General features: G+C 69.2%; 14 protein-coding genes. 13 read left to right on the top strand and 1 reads right to left on the bottom strand.

Annotated elements, in window-relative coordinates:
* Positions 1 to 201 precede the first annotated feature (201 nt).
* The 4 genes from aceE (at position 202) to DK412_RS16240 (ending at position 9,013) form a co-directional block, all read left to right on the top strand.
* Positions 202 to 2,859: a pyruvate dehydrogenase (acetyl-transferring), homodimeric type gene (gene aceE / locus DK412_RS16260; RefSeq protein ID WP_109972786.1), complete on the top strand. Its 2,658-nt coding sequence runs from the start codon at positions 202 to 204 to the stop codon at positions 2,857 to 2,859.
* A gap of 146 nt (positions 2,860 to 3,005) precedes the next feature.
* Positions 3,006 to 4,379, top strand: coding sequence for a dihydrolipoyllysine-residue acetyltransferase (aceF, locus tag DK412_RS16255; protein ID WP_109972785.1), 1,374 nt, complete (start codon positions 3,006 to 3,008; stop codon positions 4,377 to 4,379).
* Between the two features lie 29 nt (positions 4,380 to 4,408).
* Complete coding sequence (gene lpdA, locus DK412_RS16250; protein ID WP_109972784.1) at positions 4,409 to 6,241, top strand: dihydrolipoyl dehydrogenase; 1,833 nt, start codon at positions 4,409 to 4,411, stop codon at positions 6,239 to 6,241.
* A 492-nt stretch (positions 6,242 to 6,733) separates the two neighbouring features.
* Positions 6,734 to 9,013: an NADP-dependent malic enzyme gene (locus DK412_RS16240; RefSeq protein ID WP_109972783.1), complete on the top strand. Its 2,280-nt coding sequence runs from the start codon at positions 6,734 to 6,736 to the stop codon at positions 9,011 to 9,013.
* A gap of 599 nt (positions 9,014 to 9,612) precedes the next feature.
* Here the strand turns inward: DK412_RS16240 and DK412_RS16230 are convergent.
* A complete protein-coding gene (locus tag DK412_RS16230; protein ID WP_109972782.1) occupies positions 9,613 to 10,521 on the bottom strand; it encodes a LysR family transcriptional regulator in 909 nt (302 codons plus the stop codon).
* 238 nt (positions 10,522 to 10,759) lie between these two features.
* Between DK412_RS16230 and benA the strand changes: the two genes are divergently transcribed.
* The 9 genes from benA (at position 10,760) to DK412_RS16185 (ending at position 20,136) form a co-directional block, all read left to right on the top strand.
* Positions 10,760 to 12,088 (top strand): benzoate 1,2-dioxygenase large subunit, encoded by a 1,329-nt coding sequence (gene benA / locus DK412_RS16225; RefSeq protein ID WP_109972781.1) that lies wholly within the window; start codon positions 10,760 to 10,762, stop codon positions 12,086 to 12,088.
* A 381-nt stretch (positions 12,089 to 12,469) separates the two neighbouring features.
* Positions 12,470 to 12,961 carry a benzoate 1,2-dioxygenase small subunit gene (gene benB / locus DK412_RS16220; RefSeq protein ID WP_109972780.1) on the top strand — a complete coding sequence of 164 codons (492 nt, stop codon included), beginning with the start codon at positions 12,470 to 12,472 and terminating at the stop codon, positions 12,959 to 12,961.
* A 10-nt stretch (positions 12,962 to 12,971) separates the two neighbouring features.
* Positions 12,972 to 13,985 carry a benzoate 1,2-dioxygenase electron transfer component BenC gene (benC, locus tag DK412_RS16215; protein ID WP_109972779.1) on the top strand — a complete coding sequence of 338 codons (1,014 nt, stop codon included), beginning with the start codon at positions 12,972 to 12,974 and terminating at the stop codon, positions 13,983 to 13,985.
* Complete coding sequence (locus tag DK412_RS16210; RefSeq protein ID WP_109972778.1) at positions 13,982 to 14,776, top strand: 1,6-dihydroxycyclohexa-2,4-diene-1-carboxylate dehydrogenase; 795 nt, start codon at positions 13,982 to 13,984, stop codon at positions 14,774 to 14,776. The genes benC and DK412_RS16210 overlap by 4 nt, the downstream gene beginning before the upstream one ends.
* A 32-nt stretch (positions 14,777 to 14,808) precedes the next feature.
* Positions 14,809 to 15,744 (top strand): catechol 1,2-dioxygenase, encoded by a 936-nt coding sequence (catA, locus tag DK412_RS16205; protein WP_109972777.1) that lies wholly within the window; start codon positions 14,809 to 14,811, stop codon positions 15,742 to 15,744.
* 258 nt (positions 15,745 to 16,002) lie between these two features.
* Entirely contained in the window at positions 16,003 to 17,172 is a 1,170-nt protein-coding gene (locus DK412_RS16200; protein ID WP_109972776.1) for a muconate/chloromuconate family cycloisomerase, read from the top strand.
* A gap of 4 nt (positions 17,173 to 17,176) precedes the next feature.
* Positions 17,177 to 17,455 carry a muconolactone Delta-isomerase gene (gene catC / locus DK412_RS16195; protein ID WP_109972775.1) on the top strand — a complete coding sequence of 93 codons (279 nt, stop codon included), beginning with the start codon at positions 17,177 to 17,179 and terminating at the stop codon, positions 17,453 to 17,455.
* 288 nt (positions 17,456 to 17,743) lie between these two features.
* Positions 17,744 to 19,090, top strand: a complete 1,347-nt coding sequence (locus DK412_RS16190; protein ID WP_109972774.1) for an MFS transporter — start codon at positions 17,744 to 17,746, stop codon at positions 19,088 to 19,090.
* A 749-nt stretch (positions 19,091 to 19,839) separates the two neighbouring features.
* Positions 19,840 to 20,136 (top strand): hypothetical protein, encoded by a 297-nt coding sequence (locus DK412_RS16185; protein WP_109972773.1) that lies wholly within the window; start codon positions 19,840 to 19,842, stop codon positions 20,134 to 20,136.
* Position 20,137 lies beyond the last annotated feature (1 nt).

The following is a 20,137-nucleotide window of genomic DNA, read 5'->3' as shown; positions in this document are numbered from 1 at the left end:
GTTTGTCGGGCCCCGCGGCGGTTCCGGGTTTCCGCACTGCAACGGCGCGGATGATGCGGATGCTCAGAACATCGGCCGCCGCCGGATGAGCTAAACCCTTGCAATATCAGTCGGGTTGCGGAAGCATAGCGGTGGCACGAACAATGCTGACGCCTGCGGCAGCTCGACCCGCCGATCGAGTATGACCTTAGGGAGGATAACGTGGAACGCAGTCGCGATCTCGACCCGGTCGAGACCCAGGAGTGGCTCGACTCGCTCGACGGCGTGCTGGAGGTCGAAGGCCCGGATCGGGCGCACTTCCTCATCGAGCAGGTCATCGAGGGCGCCCGCAAGAAGGGCGCGCCGGTTCCGTACTCGGCCAACACCGCGTACCTGAACACGATTCCGGCCGACAAGCAGGACCCGCATCCGGGCGACCGGGTGATCGAGCACCGCATCCGCTCGGCGATCCGCTGGAACGCGATCGCCATCATCCTGCGCAACAACAAGGACTCCTCCGAGCTCGGCGGCCACATCGCCAGCTTCCAGTCCGCCGCGACCCTGTACGACACCGGCTTCATGCATTTCTGGCACGGCGCCGAGGGCGACCGTGGCGGCGACCTGATCTACGTCCAGGGCCATTCCTCGCCGGGCATCTACGCCCGCGCCTACCTGGAAGGCCGCCTGACCGAGGAGCAGATGCTCAGCTTCCGCCAGGAAGTCGGCGGCAAGGGCCTCTCGTCCTACCCGCATCCCTGGCTGATGCCGGATTTCTGGCAGTTCCCGACCGTCTCGATGGGCCTCGGCCCCCTGATGGCGATCTACCAGGCGCGCTACCTCCGCTACCTGCACCATCGCGGGCTCGCCAACACCGACGGCCGCAAGGTGTGGGCGTTCATGGGCGACGGCGAGATGGACGAGCCGGAGTCCCTCGGCGCGATCTCGCTCGCCTCGCGCGAGAAGCTCGACAACCTGGTCTTCGTGATCAACTGCAACCTGCAGCGCCTCGACGGCCCGGTGCGCGGCAACGGCAAGATCGTCCAGGAGCTGGAGGCCAACTTCCGCGGCGCCGGCTGGAACGTCATCAAGGTGCTGTGGGGGTCGGGCTGGGACCAGCTTCTCGCCCGCGACACCACCGGCATGCTGGCGCGCCTGATGGAGGAGTGCGTCGACGGCGAGTACCAGGACTTCAAGTCGAAGAACGGCGCCTATATCCGCGAGCACTTCTTCGGCAGGTACCCGGAGACCGCCGCCCTGGTGAAGGACTGGAGCGACGACGACATCTGGCGGCTCACCCGCGGCGGCCACGACCCGAGCAAGGTCTTCGCGGCCTATTCGGCGGCGGTGAAGCACAAGGGCCAGCCGACCCTCATCCTCGCCAAGACCGTCAAGGGCTACGGCATGGGCGAGGCCGGTGAGGCCCAGAACATCACCCACCAGCAGAAGAAGATGGGCGAGGCGGTCCTCAAGCAGTTCCGCGACCGCTTCCAGATCGACCTCTCCGACGACCAGATCGCCGAGATCCCGTTCATCCGCTTCCCCGAGGGGTCGCCGGAGCACGAGTATCTCATGGCCCGCCGCAAGGCGCTGGGCGGCCCGCTGCCGGCCCGCCGGCAGCTTTCGCAGGCGTTGCAGGTCCCGCCGCTCGACGCCTTCTCGGCCCAGCTGAAGGAGACCGCGGGCCGCGAGATCTCCACCACCATGGCGTTCGTGCGGGTGCTCAACACCCTCCTGCGCGACAAGAACATCGGCAACCGCATCGTGCCGATCGTGCCCGACGAGAGCCGGACCTTCGGCATGGAGGGCATGTTCCGGCAGTTCGGCATCTTCAGCCAGGTCGGCCAGCTCTACCGGCCCGAAGACGCCAACCAGCTGATGTACTATCGCGAGGACGAGAAGGGCCAGATGCTCCAGGAGGGCATCAACGAGGCAGGCGCCATGTCGTCCTGGATCGCGGCCGCGACCTCGTACTCGCATTCCGACGCGCCGACGATCCCGTTCTACATCTACTACTCGATGTTCGGGTTCCAGCGCATCGGCGACCTGGCCTGGGCCGCCGGCGACATGCGCGCCCGCGGCTTCATGATCGGCGGCACCGCCGGCCGCACCACCCTCAACGGTGAGGGCCTGCAGCACGAGGACGGCCACAGCCACCTGATCTCGGCCACCATCCCGAACTGCGTCTCCTACGACCCGACCTTCTCCTACGAGGTGGCGGTGATCGTGCAGGACGGCCTGCGCCGGATGTATGCCGAGCAGGAGGACGTGTTCTACTACATCACGGTGATGAACGAGAACTACGAGCATCCCGGCATGCCCGACGGGGCGGCGCCCGGGATCCTCAAGGGGATGTACCTGTTCCGCGAGGGCAAGGCGGGCGGAAAGCTCAAGGTCCAGCTGATGGGCTCGGGCACGATCCTGCGCGAGGTCATCGCCGGGGCCGAGCTGCTGGAGCAGGATTTCGGGATCTCGGCCGACATCTGGTCCTGCCCGAGCTTCACCGAACTGCGCCGCGAGGCGATGGCGGCGGAGCGCTGGAACATGCTCCACCCGACCGAGCCGCAGAAGAAGTCCTACGTCGAGACCTGCCTTACGGGCCGTCAGGGCCCGGTGATCGCGGCGACCGACTACATGCGGCTCTTCGCCGACCAGATCCGCCCCTACGTGCCGGGCCGCTACAAGGTGCTCGGCACCGACGGCTTCGGCCGCTCGGATTACCGGGTGCGCCTGCGCGAGTTCTTCGAGGTCAACCGCTACTGGGTCGCCGTCGCGGCGCTCAAGAGCCTGGCCGAGGAGGGCGCCGTGCCGGCCGCCAAGGTCGCCGAGGCGATCGCCAAGTACGGGCTGAACCCGGAGAAGCCGGCCCCCTGGACGGTCTGACGACGACCCGCCGCGAGGCCTCCTCTCCCGTATCGCGGGAGGGGACGGCCTTGCGCGCCCGTCACCTGCCGGAGCGGCGCCCGACCGCAGTACCGTCGAGCACGGCTCCAGACCTTTGATGTACCCGCGTTTCCTGCGACGAACCGGTGTCCACGTCGTCGGAAAACGCCCCATCTGCGTCAAGCATAGCAAAGAATTCGGGAGAGCGCGCAGTGTCGATCGAAGTGAAGATCCCCGATATCGGCGATTTCAAGGACATCCCGATCATCGAGATCCTGGTGAAGGAGGGTGACACCATCGGGGCCGAGGACCCGATCGTGTCGCTCGAATCCGACAAGGCGACGATGGAGGTGCCCTCCCCGTCGGCCGGCGTGATCGAGAAGATCCTGGTCAAGGTCGGCGACAAGGTGAGCGAGGGCAGCGCGGTCCTGCTGCTGAAGGGCGAGGGCGAGGAGAAGGCGCCCGCCGCCGCGGCCGCCGCGACCCCGAGCGCCGGTGCGGCCCCCGCCGCCGACACCGCCGCCCTGATGCCGAAGCAGGAGCCGGATCCGGCGAAGCCCGCCGCTCCCCCGGTCTCCGCGCCGGCCTCGTCCGCGCCGGACTTCTCGAACGTGCATGCGAGCCCCGCCGTGCGGCGTCTCGCCCGCGAGCTCGGCGTCGACCTCACGGGGATCAAGGGCTCGGGCGAGAAGGGCCGGATCACCAAGGAGGACGTGAAGGGCTCGCTGGTGCGCTCCGCCGCCCCCGCTTCCGCGCCGGCCGCGGGCGCGCCCACCGGCGGCATGGGCATCCCGGAGATCCCGGCGGTCGACTTCTCGAAGTTCGGCCCGACCGAGGTCCGGCCGCTGCCGCGGATCAAGAAGATCTCCGGCCCGCACCTGCACCGCGCCTGGCTCAACGTGCCGCTCGTCACCCATTCGGACGAGTCGGACATCACCGAGACCGACGCCTACCGCAAGGAGCTCGACACCGCCGGGAAGGACAAGGGCTACCGCGTCACCCTGCTGTCGTTCCTGATCAAGGCCGCGGTCTCGGCCCTGCGCCAGCACCCGGAGTTCAACTCGTCGCTGAACCCCGAGAAGGACGCGCTGATCCTGAAAAAATTCTACAACATCGGCGTCGCCGTCGACACGCCGGACGGCCTCGTCGTCCCGGTGGTCAAGGATGCCGACCGCAAGGGCATCGTCGAGATCAGCCAGGAGCTGGGCTCGCTGTCGAAGAAGGCCCGCGACGGCAAGCTCGGCAGCGGCGACATGCAGGGCGCCACCTTCACGATCTCGTCGCTCGGCGGCATCGGCGGCACCGGCTTCACGCCGCTCGTCAACGCCCCCGAGGTCGCGATCCTGGGCGTCGTGCGCTCCAAGATGGCGCCGGTGTGGAACGGCTCCGAGTTCAAGCCGCGGCTGATGCTGCCGCTCTCGGTCTCCTACGACCACCGCGTGATCGACGGCGCGCTGGCTGCGCGCTTCACCCGCCACCTCGCCCACGTCCTCGAGGACGTCCGGCGCCTCGTCGTCTGACGTCGAGACCAGAGTAACGAGGTGATCCGATGAGCAACGAAGTCCGTCTGCCGGACATCGGCGACTTCAAGAACGTTCCGGTGATCGAGGTGCTGGTCAAGGCCGGCGACACGATCGCGGTCGACGAGACCATCGTCGTCCTGGAATCCGACAAGGCGACCATGGACGTCCCCTCCTCCGTGGCCGGCAAGGTCGTGGAGGTGAAGGTCAAACCCGGCGACAAGGTCACGGAAGGCGACCTGCTGCTGGTGCTGGAGGGTGCGGCCGCGGCCGGCGCCGCGAAGCCCGCGGTCGCCGACAAGGCCGCTCCGGCTCCCGCAGCGGCCGGCGGCTCGCCGCTCGCGGCGGGAACGGGCCAGGCCGGCTACGGCTCGCCCGCCACCGCCGGCGGGCAGGGTGCGTCCGCGGCGCCGGCCCCGAAGGGCGCGGCCCCGGTCTCCGGCGAGGAGATGCGGGCCGAGGTGCTGGTGCTCGGCGCCGGTCCCGGCGGCTACACGGCGGCGTTCCGCGCCGCCGACCTCGGCAAGAAGGTGATCCTGGTCGAGCGCTGGCCGAGCCTCGGCGGGGTGTGCCTCAATGTCGGCTGCATCCCCTCGAAGGCCCTGCTCCACGCCGCCAAGGTGATCGACGAGAGCCAGGCGATGGCCTCGCACGGCATCAGCTTCGCCGCGCCCCAGATCGACATCGATCAGCTCCGCAGCTGGAAGGAGGGCGTGGTCAAGCGCCTGACCGGCGGCCTCGGGGGCCTGGCCAAGCAGCGCAAGGTGACGGTGGTGACGGGCACCGCCCGCTTCGTCAGCCCGCACCAGATCGAGGTCGAGCACGAGGGCAAGAAGACGATCGTCGGCTTCGACAACGCGGTCATCGCGGCCGGTTCCGAGCCGATCAAGATGCCGTTCATCCCGCATGACGATCCGCGGGTGATCGACTCGACCGGGGCGCTGGAACTCGACGGGGTGCCGAAGCGCCTCCTCGTCGTCGGCGGCGGCATCATCGGCCTCGAGATGGCGACGGTCTACCACGCGCTCGGGTCCAAGGTGACCATCGTCGAGCTGATGGACCAGATCATCCCCGGTGCCGACAAGGACATCGTCACACCGCTGTTCAAGCGGATCTCGAAGCAGTACGAGGCGATCCACCTCAAGGCCAAGGTCACGGCCGTCGAGGCGCTGCCGGAAGGCCTCAAGGTGACGTTCGAGGGCGGCTCGGCCCCGGCGACCGACACCTTCGACAAGATCCTGGTCTCGGTCGGCCGCCGTCCCAACGGCAAGCTGATCGGCGCCGAGGCCGCCGGCGTCGCGGTGGACGAGCGGGGCTTCATCCCGGTCGACAAGCAGATGCGCACGACGGCGCCGCACATCTTCGCCATCGGCGACGTGGTCGGCCAGCCGATGCTCGCCCACAAGGCGGTGCACGAGGGCAAGGTCGCCGCGGAGGCGGCGGCCGGCAAGAACTCGTTCTTCGACGCCAAGGTGATTCCGTCGGTGGCCTACACCGATCCGGAGGTGGCCTGGGTCGGCCTCTCGGAGACCGAGGCCAAGGCGAAGGGCATCAAGGTCGGCAAGGGCGTCTTCCCCTGGGCGGCGAGCGGCCGCTCGCTGTCGCTCGGGCGCGACGAGGGTCTGACCAAGGTGCTGTTCGACGAGGAATCGAACCGCATCGTCGGCTGCGGCATCGTCGGCCCCTCGGCCGGCGACCTGATCGCGGAGGCCGCGCTCGCCATCGAGATGGGGGCGGATGCGGAGGATATTGGGCTCACCATCCACCCGCACCCGACCCTGTCGGAGACGGTCGGCATGGCGGCCGAGGCCTTCGAGGGCACGATCACCGACCTCTACATGCCGAAGAAGAAGGCGCATTGAGGCGATGACTTCGGGGTGGGGCGGCAATCGCCCCGCCTCGCTTCCGGGCGTTCTCGCCGAGGGTGAGCATCTCACCTCTCCCCGCGGGCGGGGAGAGGGCTTTGGTGACCTTGTCGTCACCAAAGCGAGGCGGCGCATCGATCCCTTGGGGATCGACCCAAGGGTGAGGGGGTGTTTCCGAAAGAGTCTCATTCGTCGAGACCCCCTCACCCTCGCCCTTCGGGCTCACTTCATCGACGACAAGGTCGATGAAGTCCTCTCCCCGCCCGCGGGGAGAGGGGAAACCCGCGCTTCTTTCGATATCGTCTGCGTCACGCCGGTCTGTTTGACAGGCACGTAGTTTCGATCTTCCCGCCACTCCCAGCGGGATCACGACCCCAACCTTGAGCGTTCCCATTCCGATCGGCGCCCGACGAAGGCGCCGGCCGGGAGACGACCCCGCGCGCCTCGGCGCACTCGCCTATCCCGCACGACACATCAGGAGGACACGCCATGGACGAGCAACTCGAGAAGGCCGCCCTCGACTACCACCGCTTCCCGACGCCCGGGAAGATCGCCGTGCTGCCGACCAAGGACATGAGCACGCAGCGCGACCTCGCGCTCGCGTACTCGCCGGGGGTCGCCGCCGCCTGCCTGGCGATCGAGAAGGATCCGGCCCAGGCCGCCGAGCTCACCTCCCGCGGCAACCTCGTGGCGGTGATCTCGAACGGCACCGCGGTGCTCGGCCTCGGCAATATCGGGGCGCTCGCCGGCAAGCCGGTGATGGAGGGCAAGGGCTGCCTGTTCCGCAAGTTCGCCGGCATCGACGTGTTCGACATCGAGATCGACGAGACCGATCCGGACAAGCTCGTCGACATCATCGCGAGCCTGGAGCCGACCTTCGGGGGCATCAACCTCGAGGACATCAAGGCGCCGGAATGCTTCGTGATCGAGACCCGCCTGCGCGAGCGGATGAAGATCCCGGTCTTCCATGACGACCAGCACGGCACCGCGATCATCGCCGCCGCGGCGATCCTCAACGGCCTCGAAGTGGTCGGCAAGAAGATCGGCGAGGTGCGCGTCGTCTGCTCGGGCGCCGGTGCCGCCGCCATCGCCTGCCTCAACCTGCTGGTGAGCCTCGGCCTCGACAAGAAGAACGTTCTCGTCACCGACAGCCGCGGCGTCATCTACCAGGGCCGCAACAACCTCGACGCCCAGAAGGCGGAATACGCCCAGGTCACGGACGCCCGCACGCTGGCCGATGCGGTGCCGGGAACCGATATCTTCCTCGGCCTCTCGGCCGCCGGTGCGCTGACGCCCGAGATGGTCAAGGGCATGGCCGACAAGCCCCTGATCCTGGCGCTCGCCAACCCCGAGCCGGAGATCCGGCCGGAGGCGGCCAAGGCCGTGCGCCCGGACGCGATCATCGCCACCGGCCGCTCGGATTATCCGAACCAGGTCAACAACGTCCTGTGCTTCCCGTTCATCTTCCGGGGCGCGCTCGACGTCGGCGCGACCACGATCAACGAGGAGATGAAGCTCGCCGCGGTGCGGGCCATCGCGGAACTCGCCCGGGCCGAGCAGTCGGACGTGGTGACGGCGGCCTACGGCACGCAGGACATCGCCTTCGGGCCCGACTACCTGATCCCCCGGCCCTTCGATCCGCGGCTGATCACCAAGGTCGCGCCGGCCGTGGCGCTCGCCGCCACCGAAAGCGGCGTCGCGACGAAGCCGATGCTCGACGTCGAGGCCTATCGCCGCTCGCTGGAGAGCCGCGTCTACACCTCCGGCACGGTGATGCAGCCGGTCTTCGCCGCGGCGAGCGAGGCGGCCCGCGCCCGCGTGGCTTACGCCGAGGGCGAGGACGACCGGGTGCTCCGGGCAGCCCAGGTGGTGGTCGACGAGGGCCTGGCCCGGCCGGTGCTGGTCGGCCGCCGCGAGGTGATCGCCGACAAGATGAAGGCGCTCGGGCTCCGCATCGAGGTCGGCCGCGACGTCGACGTGCAGGACCTCGACGACGAGGGCTTCCAGGCCCAGGCCGCGCAGGGCTACTACGCGCAGCGCCAGCGCCACGGCCTGTCGCGGGAGGTGGCGCTGGCGGAAGCGCGCCGCAACCCGACCCTCGTCGGCGCCATGCTGCTGAAGCTCGGCCGGGTCGACGGCCTGCTCTGCGGCGGCACCGGCTCCTATCACAGCCACCTGCGCCACGTGCGCGAGGTGATCGGGATGGCGCCGGGGGTGAAGGCGCTCACCGCCATGAGCCTCCTGCAGCTGCCGCGGCACACGTTGTTCATCTGCGACCCCTACATCCACCTCGATCCGGGCGCGGAGGAACTGGCCGACATGACGCTCTTGGCCGCGGCCGAGATGCGCCGCTTCGGCCAGACCCCGCGGGTGGCGCTGGTGTCGCATTCGAGCTTCGGCACCGCCCGCAACCCCTCGGCCGAGAAGATGCGCACCGCGCTCTCGCTCATCACCGAGCGGGCGCCGGACCTCGAGGTCGAGGGCGAGATGCAGGCCGACGCGGCGCTCAGCCGGCCGCTGATGGAGCGGGTGTTTCCGGACTCGCGCCTCACCGCGGAGGCCAACCTCCTGGTGATGCCGAACCTGGATTCCGCCAACATCACCCTGAACGCGCTCAAGGTGGTGGCCGGCCAGGGCATCAGCGTCGGCCCGATCCTGCTCGGCGCCGCCGCTCCGGTCCACATCCTTACCCACACCACCACCGTGCGCGGCATCGTCAACATGACGGCGGTGACCGCGGTCGCGGCGGGAGCGGCGAAGGCGGGCTGAGGTGGGGCGGGACCGCCGGGCGTCAGGCCCGGCGGTCCCGCCTTATACCAACGGCCCAAGATGCTGACGCATCTCGAATTTTCGGCCCCAAGCCAAAGACTTGGCGAAAAGTCGAGGCCGGAACCAAAGGTCGTCTTCAACGACCGTTGGTATTACCCGTTGCGACACCGATGGAGCGCGATCCCCCTCCCCTCTGAGAGCGGTGTACAGGTGCGGGGTAGCACGGGCCGGACTATCACCCGGCGTTCACGCGGCCAAAACGGCGGTCGGAGCCTGTCTGCGCTCACCGGCCGAGTCCCACCCTCCGTCGCGTCATCCCGAAACTCGCCGCAGGCGAGAACCCGGGATCCATGACCGCTGACAGTGCCAAACAAGGCGTGACGCGGTCCGCTCCATCCGGCATCGCCAGCGGGTATGGATCCCGGGTTCCGCTGCGCGGCCCCGGGACGACAAAGGGGGTGGGACGGGCGTCAGCGGGAGAGACTATTTCGTGATGTTGCCTGCTCTGTCACACTCATAACCACCCGTTCCATACCTCACCCGCGACCTCATCCTGAGGTCGTGAGTGGGATGACGCAAGCAATCCCAAGATTCTATCCTCATACCCCGAACGCCAACCCCTCCCGCTCGTAATCCTCCCTCACGCATTGCAGGATCAATCCGATCTCCGGCGAGGGATCGTTCTTGCGATAGCTCATGATCACCGGGATCAGCGCCCGCTCCTCGTCGAGGGGCCGGTAGGCGACGCCGTCGCGGCGCAGGCGCTCGATCGAGGCCGGCACCACGCACACGCCGGCCTCCGCCGCGACGAGGCCGAGCGCGGTCTGGAGCTCGCGCACCTCGTGGATCACCGGCGGCCGCACGCCGTGCTCGCGAAACAGCGCCAGGATGCGGTCGGCGTTGTTGGGCCGCGCGCTCTTCGGATAGAGGATCAGCGCCGTGTCGGCGAGGTCGGCCAGTTTCAGGGGGCCCGGCGGGCGCGCGGCGTCCCAGGCCATCGGCACCGCGACGATCAGTTTTTCATTACGCAGGAGCACCCGGGTGATCGCCGGATCCTCGATCTCGACCCGCCCGAAGCCGACATCGATCCGCCCCTCCTTCAGCGCCGCGATCTGCTCCAGGGTGAGCAGTTCCAGAAGCGTCATGTCGACGTCCGGGCGCCTCATCCGGTAGCCGCGCAGGATCTCCGGCAGGCGGCCGTAGAGCGTCGAGGCGACGAAGCCGATGCGAAAGCTGTTGCGCTCGGCGACGCGCAAGCGCCGGCCGGTCTCGCGCAGGTCGTCGACCCGCTCCAGGATCTGGAGCGCCTGCTCGTAGATCACCCGGCCCGGCTCGGTCAGGCGCACCGGCCGCGAGCCGCGCTCGATCAGCGCGAGGCCGAACTCCTCCTCGAATTGCTGCACCTGCTTGCTCAGCGCCGGCTGGGCGACGTGCATCAGGTCCGCCGCGCGGGTGAAGCTCTGCTCGCGCGCGACGGCCACGAAGTAACGCAGGTGGCGCAGCTCCAATCATTCCTCCCAGGAATGGTTTTGTTCCCAATCGGTCTTGGACCTCGGTATGCCCGTTCCTTAGAACTGGAGAAAGAGGGAACGCTCAGGGCGCGAGCGAGGCTCGGGATGCAAGAGTCCATCCGAGACCACGCCACCCTGCGCAAGACGAGAGACAGGTCCGAGCCGGCCCGCACAGCGCGTGGACCGGCAACGCTCCCTCTCGTCTCGCAACAGCCGCTGCGGCAGGGAGAATATCATGCTGGACGATCTGCATCAGGTGGTCGAGGGTGCGGTCGAGGAGAACGCCGAGACCGGCACCTATCGCTGCCGGCGGGACATCTTCACCGATCCCGACCTCTTCGAGCTGGAGATGCAGCACATCTTCGAGGGCAACTGGATCTACATGGCCCACGAGAGCCAGATCCCGAACCCGAACGACTACTTCACCACCTTCATGGGCCGCCAGCCGGTGGTGATCACCCGCAACCGCAAGGGCGAGTTGCAGGCCTTCGTCAATGCCTGCAGCCACCGTGGCGCGATGGTGTGCCGGCACAAGCGCGGCAACAAGGCGACCTTCACCTGCCCGTTCCACGGCTGGACCTTCAGCAACGGCGGCAAGCTCCTGAAGGTGAAGGATCCGGAGGGCGCTGGCTATCCCGAGAGCTTCAACCGCGACGGCTCGCACGACCTGACCAAGGTCGCCCGGTTCGAGAACTACCGCGGCTTCCTGTTCGGCAGCCTCAACCCCGACGTGAAGCCGCTCTCCGAGCATCTCGGCGAGGCCAAGCGCATCATCGACATGATCGTCGACCAGTCGCCCGACGGGCTCGAGGTGCTGCGCGGCTCCTCGACCTACGTCTATGACGGCAACTGGAAGCTCCAGACCGAGAACGGCGCCGACGGCTACCACGTCAGCGCGACGCACTGGAACTACGCCGCCACCACCAGCCGGCGCAAGGAATCGCACGTCGTCGACAAGACCCGCGCCATGGATGCGGGCGGCTGGGCGAAGCAGGGCGGCGGGTTCTACTCGTTCGAGCACGGCCACCTGCTGCTCTGGACCACCTGGTCGAACCCGGAGGACCGGCCGAACTGGGACCGGCGGGCCGAGCTGGCGGACCAGCACGGGCAGGCGATGGCGGACTGGATGATCAGCCGCTCGCGCAACCTCTGCCTCTATCCGAACGTCTACCTGATGGACCAGTTCTCGTCGCAGATCCGCACCTACCGGCCGATCGCCGTCGATAAGACCGAGGTGACGATCTACTGCATCGCCCCGAAGGGCGAGGCGCCGGAGGCCCGGACCCGGCGGATCCGCCAGTACGAGGACTTCTTCAACGCCAGCGGCATGGCGACCCCGGACGATCTCGAAGAGTTCCGCGCCTGCCAGATCGGCTATCGCGGCCGCGCGGCGCAGTGGAACGACCTCTGCCGCGGCGCCGAGCACTGGATCGAGGGCGCGGACGAGGGCGCGAAGGCGATCGGGCTGAAGCCGCTGCTCAGCGGGGTCAAGACCGAGGACGAGGGCCTGTTCGCGATCCAGCACCGCTACTGGATGGACACGATGCGGCGGCATCTGTCGTAACGCGGCGCCCCTGACCCCTCCCCCCCCGCGGCAGGACTGTCCAGGGAAAATCCCTTTGAGAATCAAGCGCGGGATCCCCTCTCCCGTTTGGGAGAGGGGTAGGGGCGATCGAAGATCGCGCAGGGTGGCGCGCTTCCGTGAAGGCTCCGAGCGTCGATCTGCCCAGCTCGACGGTTCAGGATCATCGCGGAAGCCGAGCCACCCTCACCCCCGGCCCCTCTCCCAAACGGGAGAGGGGAGGCGCGCCAGTTCTTTTACCCGGACAGGCCTGCCCTCCGCGGGGGAGGGGTCGGGAGCCCGACTCACCAACCACACCAAACACGACGGCGCCGCCCCCTCCGGGACGCCGAGCGCCCCCGCACGCCCTCAAGGAGCCCCCCGATGCCCCTCACCCTGGAGCAGGTGCAGCGATTCCTCTACCGCGAGGCCCGCTTCCTCGACGATCGCGACTTCGATGCGTGGTTGGCGCTCTACGCCCCCGACGTCGAGTTCTGGATGCCGTCCTGGGACGACGACGACCAGCTCGTGAGCAATCCGCAGACCGATGTCTCGCTGATCTACTACGACAGCCGCAGCGGCCTCGAGGACCGGGTCTTCCGCATCCGCACCGAGCGGTCCAGCGCCACCAGCCTGCCGGAGCCGCGCACCTCGCACAACATCTCGAACGTCGAGATCCTGGAGCAGGACGAGACGACGTGTAAGCTCCGCTTCAACTGGCTCACCTTCAACTACCGCTACAAGACGGTCGACACCCATTTCGGCACGTCGTTCTACACACTCGACATCAGCAGCGGGACCCCGCTCATCAAGACCAAGAAGGTCGTCCTCAAGAACGACTACATCCACCACGTCATCGACGTCTATCACATCTAGGGAGGGCGCCGTGAACCAGATCGCGCTCAATTTCGAGGACGGGGTTACCCGCTTCATCGCCTGCCGCCCCGGCGAGACGGTGGCGGACGCCTCCTACCGCCTCGGCATCAACATCCCGCTCGACTGCCGGGACGGTGCCTGCGGCACCTGCCGGGTGCGGTGCGAATCCGGCCGGTTCGATCCGGGCCACTACATCGAGGACGCGCTGACCGACGAGGAAGCGGCGCAAGGCTACGGCCTCGCCTGCCAGATGCGGCCGCGGACCGACCTCGTGCTCGCCGTCGCGGCCTCGTCCGAGGTCTGCAAGACGAAGGCGGCCGCCCTCAAGGGCCGGGTCGCGGCGGTCCGGCGGCTCTCCGACACCACCTTCGGGCTCGAGCTCGAAACCGAGGAGCCGGTCGGCTTCCTGCCGGGGCAGTACGTCAACATCGCGGTGCCGGGGAGCGCCCTGGCGCGCTCCTACTCGTTCAGCTCCGTTCCGGGCAGCGCCAAGGCCGAGTTCCTGATCCGCAACATCCCGGGCGGGCTGATGAGCACCTATCTCTCGCAAGGCGCGCGGGAGGGCGACGCCCTCGACCTGACCGGCCCGTCGGGCAGCTTCTACCTCCGCGAGATCCGCCGCCCGGTGCTGATGCTCGCCGGCGGCACCGGGCTGGCGCCGTTCCTGTCGATGCTCGGCACGATCGCGGAGACCGGGGCGGACCAGCCGATCCACCTCGTCTACGGCGTCACGCACGATGCCGACCTCGTCGAGACGGAGGCCCTGGAAGACGCCGCCGCGAAGATCCCGGGTTTCAGCTTCGAGACCTGCGTCGCCTCCCCCGAGAGCCGGCACGCGAAGCGGGGCTACGTCACCGAGCATCTGGCCGATGCGCACCTGCATGGCGGCGACATCGACACCTATCTGTGCGGCCCGCCCGCGATGGTCGACGCGGTCCGCAAGACCTTCGCCGAGCGGGGCCTGAGCCCAGCGAGCTTCCACTACGAAAAGTTCGCGGCGAGCGGCACGGGAGCCGGGGCATGACCGGCTTCGTCTCGCCGAACCGCTTCTCAGGCAAGGTCGCGGTGGTGACCGGCGCGGCGCAGGGAATCGGCCGCGAGGTGGCCCTGCGACTCGCCCGCGAGGGCGCCGCCCTCCTCCTCACCGACCGCTCGGAGATCGTCGAGGAGACGGCGGCCGAGGCCCGCGACCTCGGCGCCAAGGCGGCGGTGCAACTCGCCGACGTCGAGACGTTCGAGGGCTGCGACGCCGTAATGGCCGCGGCGGTGGCGCGACATGGCCGGCTCGACGTGCTGGTCAACAATGTCGGCGGCTCGATCTGGTTCAAGCCGTTCGCGCATTACGCCCCGCACGAGGTCGAGGCCGAGATCCGGCGCTCGCTCTACCCGACCCTGTGGTGCTGCCGGGCGGCCCTGCCGCACCTGCTGGCGGGCGGAGGCGGCAGCATCGTCAACGTGTCGTCGGTGGCGACGCGGGGCGTCAACCGCGTTCCTTACGCCGCCGCCAAGGGCGGGGTGAACGCCATCACCGCCTGCCTCGCCGTCGAATACGCCGAGCACGGCATCCGGGTGAACGCGGTCGCCCCCGGCGGCACCGAGGCGCCGCCCCGGCGCGTGCCGCGCAACTCGGCCCCGCCGAGCGACCAGGAGCGGGCCTGGATCGCCGAGGTGGTGGCCCAGACCAAGGCGTCGAGCCTGATGCACCGCTACGGCACCGCCGCCGAGCAGGCCGCCGCGATCCTGTTCCTCGCCTCCGACGAAGCCTCCTACGTCACCGGCGTCACCCTGCCGGTGGCCGGCGGCGACCTCGGATAATCCCTCACCCAACCACACAAGAGGAAACGCCGATGACCACCCCGTCTCCGATCACCGATTCCGCCGAGGCCCAGGCCCTGTTCGACAAGGTCGCGGGTCTCTCGACCCAGACCGGCAACCCGCGCATGAAGCAGATCGTGCGCCGCGTCGTCGAGGATGCCTGCCGGATCGTCGAGGATCTCGACGTGACGCCGAGCGAGTTCTGGACCGCGATGAGCTCCCTGACCGAGACCGGTCAGAAGAACGAGTTCGGCCTCCTGATGCCGGGCCTCGGCATCGAGCACTTCATCGACCTGTGCATCGACGCCAAGGAGCGGGCCGCGGGCATCGAGGGCGGCACGCCGCGCACCATCGAGGGTCCGCTCTACGTCGCCGGCGCGCCGCTGGCGAAGGGCGAGGCGCGCCTCGACGACGACCCGGAGGACGGCGAGGTGCTGATCGTCGAGGGCCAGGTGACGGGGCAGAACGGCGCGCCGGTGGCGGGCGCCATCGTCGACGTCTGGCACGCCAACACGCTCGGCAACTACTCGGTCTTCGATCGGAGCCAGAGCACCTGGAACCTGCGCCGGCGCATCGAGACGGACGGAGAGGGCCGCTACCGCTTCCGCAGCATCCTGCCGAAGGGCTATGGCTGCCCGCCCGAGGGCCAGACCCAGAAGCTGCTCGACCAGCTCGGCCGCCACGGCCAGCGCCCGGCCCATATCCACTTCTTCGTCTCCGGCCCCGGCCACCGGCAGCTGACGACGCAGATCAACCTCTCGGACGACCCCTACCTGCACGACGACTTCGCCTTCGCCACCCGCGACGGCCTGATCGCCGAGGTGGTGCGGGTCACCGACCCGGTGGCGGTGAAGGCCGCGGGGCTGGAAGGGCCGTTCTCGACCATCCGCTTCGACTTCGCGCTCAACCCGGAGGTGGCGCACGCGCCCGATCCGGTGGTGGTGCGCCCGCACGCGGAAGCCGCGTAGGACGCGACGCCCGAACCCTCCCCCCTCTGCGGGGGAGGGTGGCCTACGAAGTAGGCCGGGAGAGGGGCAGCGCGACGGTGCCGGATGTGGCGCCCTTCACGATGGTCGCAACCTCTCCGGAAGCGGCGTCCCCTCTCCCGCCCCACTCCGTGGGGCACCCTCCCCCGCAGAGGGGGAGGGTTGGGACTGCGCCGGAGGCACCACCCTGGCCACCCAGCCCCCCTGGCTATCCAGCCCCACACATTCCCGAGATACCCCATGCTCGCCAAGAACCAGCTCCACGACGCCGTGCGCCATGCGCCGGACCGAGACCTCACGGTCACCGGGATCCGCACCACGATCGTCGACGTCCCCACCGTGCGGAAGCACAAGCTCTCCCAGACCTCGGTCACCGCGCAGAGCTACGTCATCGTCCAGCTCCGCCTCGCCAACGGCGTCGAAGGCATCGGCGAGGCGGCGACCCTGGGCGGACCGCGCTGGAGCGAGGAGAGCGTCGAGGGCATCAAGGCCACCATCGACGCCTATCTCGCCCCCGCCCTGATCGGGCAGCCGGCCGACCGCTTCGTCACCGCCGGCGAGCGCCTCGACGCCGCGGCCAAGCGCAACAACGCCGCCAAGGCGGCGCTGGAGACCGCCCTGTTCGACGCCGTGGGCCAGAGCCTCGGCCTGCCGGTCGCCGCCCTCCTGGGTGGGGCGGTGCGCACGAGCTTCCCTGTCCTGTGGACGCTCGCCTCCGGCGATCCCGACCAGGAGATCGCGGAGGCCGAGGGGAAGCTCGCGGCGCGGCTCCACCGCACTTTCAAGATCAAGATCGGCGCGCTCGCGCCGGAGGCCGACCTCGCGCGGCTCGCCCGCTTGTCGACGGCGCTCGCCGACCGCGCGACGCTCATCGTGGACGCCAACCAGGCCTGGGACGAGGCCACCGCCCGCCGCTGCCTGCCGCGTCTGGCCGATCTCGGCATCGCGCTGGTCGAGCAGCCGCTGCCGGCCTGGAACATCGCCGGGATGGGCCGCCTGCGGGCGCGGGACGACGGGCCGCCGCTGCTCGCCGACGAGTGCGTGTTCACCGCCCACGACATGCTGGCGGTGGCCGAGGCCGCTGCGGCGGACGCGGTCTCGCTCAAGCTCGTCAAGCATGGCGGCCTGATCGGCCTGCACAAGGTCGCGGCGGTGGCGGAGGCCGCCGGCATCGGGCTCTACGGCGGCTGCCTGCTCGAGAGCTCGGTCGGCGCCGCGGCGCATCTCCATGCCTTCGCGGGCCTGCGCGATCTCGCCTGGGGGTGCGAGCATTTCGGGCCGCAGATCCTCACCGGCGACCTCGTCGCCGAGCCGCTGGCCTTCCACGACTTCGCGGTGCACCTGCCCGACGGCCCCGGCCTCGGCGTGACCCTCGATCCCGACAAGCTGCGCCACTACGCCCGGAGCTGATCCCATGCTGTACTGCGTCGAGATGGACGTCGCGATCCCGCACGGCCTCGACCCCGATCATGTCGCCACGCTGAAGGCCGAGGAGAGGGCCCGCGCCCAGGACCTCCAGAGCCAGGGCAAGTGGCGCCACCTGTGGCGGGTCGCGGGGCGCTACGCCAACATCAGCGTGTTCGACGTCGAGAGCCACGACGAACTGCACGACATCCTGTCCGGACTGCCGCTGTTCCCGTTCATGACGATGCGCGTGACCCCGCTCGCGCGGCATCCGTCGGCGCTCGGCTGAGCGAGAAGAGACGGGGCCAGCCAACCCCCGCCCCTGCCACCCTCCGGGTCATCCCGGGGCTCGCCGAAGGCGAGAACCCGGGATCCAGACGCGCAGGGGGTGCCGAACCAAGTGGAACGCGGCCCGCTCGGTTCTGAAAGCTCCGCGTTTCTGGATCCCGGGCTCCGCTGCGCGGCCCCGGGATGACCCGGAGTGTGAAAGATCTGTCGATTACCTCGAACAGGTCCCGACGCTGCCCGGCGCAAGATCGAGAAAACCCAAACAAATCTTTCAGGAGGAACCCAACCCATGCCCAATCCACGCAGCCTCGACGTCCAGGACGTCATCAACCGCCACGGGGTCTCCCGCTTCCAGGTGCGGATCGTGCTCCTGTGCTTCCTCGTCGTCGCGATCGACGGGTTCGACACCGCCGCGATCGGCTACATCGCCCCGGCCCTGCGGGCCCAGTGGGGCGTGACGCAGAGCCAGCTCGCGCCGCTGTTCGGCGCCGGGCTGTTCGGCCTGATGATCGGCGCCTTCCTGTTCGGGCCGCTCGCCGACCGGGTCGGCCGCAAGGCGATGCTCGTCGTCACCACCGCCTTCTTCGGTCTCGCCAGCCTCGCCTCGGCCTGGTCGACCTCGATCGAGATGCTGACGGTGCTGCGCTTCATCACCGGGCTGGGCTTGGGCGGCGCGATGCCGAACGCCATCACGCTGACCTCCGAATACTGCCCCGAGCATCGCCGCTCCTTCCTCACCATGGCGATGTTCTGCGGCTTCACCGTCGGCTCGGCGCTCGGCGGCTTCGCGGCGGCGCACCTGATCGCCGACCACGGCTGGGCCTCGGTGCTGGTGATCGGCGGCGTGCTGCCGCTCGCTCTCGTGCCGGCGCTGGCCCTCGGCCTGCCGGAATCGGCCCGCTTCCTCGTGCTCAAGCAGGCCCCGGCCGAGGCGGTCGCCCGGCTCCTCGAGCGCATCGCACCCGCGGAGGATTTCTCCGGCGCCACCTTCACGGGCATCGCCAAGCCGAAGGCCTCGCCGATCGGCCAGCTGTTCCAGCCCGGCCTCGTCGCCAGCACGCTGTGCCTGTGGGTGACGTTCTTCATGAGCCTGCTGATCTTCTACCTGCTGTCGAGCTGGCTCCCCACCATCATCAGCAGCGCGGGGCTCACCCTCAAGGAAGCCTCGCTCGTCACGGTCATGCTCGCCACCGGCGGCACCGTCGGCGGCCTCGTGCTCGGCGCGCTGATGGACCGGGTGAACCCGCACGCGGTGCTGGGCCTGTCCTACCTCGCGGCGGCCGGCTTCGTGGCGCTGATCGGCAGTTCCACCGGCTCGGTCACCCTCCTGGTGGCGGCGGTGTTCGGCGCCGGCTTCTGCGTCGCCGGCTCGCAGATCGGCATCAACGCGCTCGCGGCCGGCACCTACCCGACGGCGAACCGCGCCACCGGCGTCGCCTGGGCCAACGCCGTCGGCCGGGTCGGCTCGGTGGTCGGCTCGACGATCGGCGCCTCGCTCATCGGCCTCGGCTACGGCCTGCCGGCGACCTTCGGCATCGTCGCCGTGCCGGCGCTGGCCGCGGCGGGCAGCATCCTGCTCAAGGGCCGGCTCGGCACCCCGGCGGCCCGCCTCGCTCCGGCGCTCCAGAGCACCTGACGCTCCCTTCCCCCGCGCGGGGGCCAGAGCATTTTTTTGACGAAGTGGATACCGGTTCGTCGAAGAAAGTGCGACAAAACGAAGACTTAGAGAGCTTCGCGATTGCAACGCGATCGCGAAGCTCTCTAGTCCGAATCACCCGGCGGTGATTCGAGATGCTCGAAGCCGGCCCCAGAGCCAGCGCTGAGGCGTCCCCGTTACCGATCCCGTTTTCGGCGCCAGCACCGCGGCCGGGCGGTGCCGCTGGGCGGCCGCCCCCGCGACAGGCAAGCCGTGCGACGCCCGGATGACGCGCTGTCCCGAGGATTCCGGCTGGATCCACGCCTTCGACGAACGGGCCACACGGTGCTGGAGGTCGTCGCGGGAGAGATGAGGGCCGCAGGAGCCCTCCGCTCGGTCGGCTCACATCACGAAGCCCGACGATCTCTCCGACGACGGCGCCCGGTCTATGCGAGCCTCGACCGGCCGCAGGCATCGTGGAGCCCGGCCGGCCGGGCCGGCGGTCCAATCCTTCACCAGCGGCATGCCGCCGATCCGGGGCGCGATCCAAATACTATATCTCATTTGTTGTTGCGCGCGACGGTGCGCCGTGGCGGATAGCGGCGGACGAAACCCTGCGCGACCCGTTCCGAGACGGGCCGCCTTCGCTACGTCAAGGGCAGCGACGTCTTTGCGCGCGTGCTACGCCATAAGGCCTAGGCTGTAAGTCCGAATGTTTCTAACATAGATCAAGTACTACCTGTGCGCGCATGATCCTGACATATGACACGACGACGGCCGCCAAGGGTCGTCCCCCCACCCCTCCCCGCGCCGCGGAACTGCTCGCGCACGTCCTGCGCGACCTCGCCCTGTCCTACGAGGCGGAGTGTCCGGGCGGCTTCGCGCGCTTCCGGCAGGCGCTGTCGGTCGAATCGCTCGCGACCATCGCCCGCTTCAGCGGCGCGGCGGCGACCGACGAGGCGGCACTTGCCCTGGGGCGGCAGGTGCACGAGACCCTGCTCGACGTCGAGGAAGACGTCTGGGCGCTGCACACCGCCGCGCACTGAA

The organism is Methylobacterium sp. 17Sr1-1 (assembly GCF_003173775.1).
Lineage (GTDB): Bacteria > Pseudomonadota > Alphaproteobacteria > Rhizobiales > Beijerinckiaceae > Methylobacterium.
This window is presented reverse-complemented; position numbering and strand designations above follow the sequence as displayed.

What these genes read in the sequence shown, in the direction of transcription:
- lpdA (WP_109972784.1), top strand. Translation starts at nt 4,409, where the DNA reads ATGAGCAACGAAGTCCGTCTGCCGGACATCGGCGACTTCAAGAACGTT.
- DK412_RS16240 (WP_109972783.1), top strand. Translation starts at nt 6,734, where the DNA reads ATGGACGAGCAACTCGAGAAGGCCGCCCTCGACTACCACCGCTTCCCG.
- benA (WP_109972781.1), top strand. Translation starts at nt 10,760, where the DNA reads ATGCTGGACGATCTGCATCAGGTGGTCGAGGGTGCGGTCGAGGAGAAC.
- benB (WP_109972780.1), top strand. Translation starts at nt 12,470, where the DNA reads ATGCCCCTCACCCTGGAGCAGGTGCAGCGATTCCTCTACCGCGAGGCC.
- DK412_RS16210 (WP_109972778.1), top strand. Translation starts at nt 13,982, where the DNA reads ATGACCGGCTTCGTCTCGCCGAACCGCTTCTCAGGCAAGGTCGCGGTG.
- catA (WP_109972777.1), top strand. Translation starts at nt 14,809, where the DNA reads ATGACCACCCCGTCTCCGATCACCGATTCCGCCGAGGCCCAGGCCCTG.
- DK412_RS16200 (WP_109972776.1), top strand. Translation starts at nt 16,003, where the DNA reads ATGCTCGCCAAGAACCAGCTCCACGACGCCGTGCGCCATGCGCCGGAC.
- catC (WP_109972775.1), top strand. Translation starts at nt 17,177, where the DNA reads ATGCTGTACTGCGTCGAGATGGACGTCGCGATCCCGCACGGCCTCGAC.
- DK412_RS16190 (WP_109972774.1), top strand. Translation starts at nt 17,744, where the DNA reads ATGCCCAATCCACGCAGCCTCGACGTCCAGGACGTCATCAACCGCCAC.
- DK412_RS16185 (WP_109972773.1), top strand. Translation starts at nt 19,840, where the DNA reads ATGATCCTGACATATGACACGACGACGGCCGCCAAGGGTCGTCCCCCC.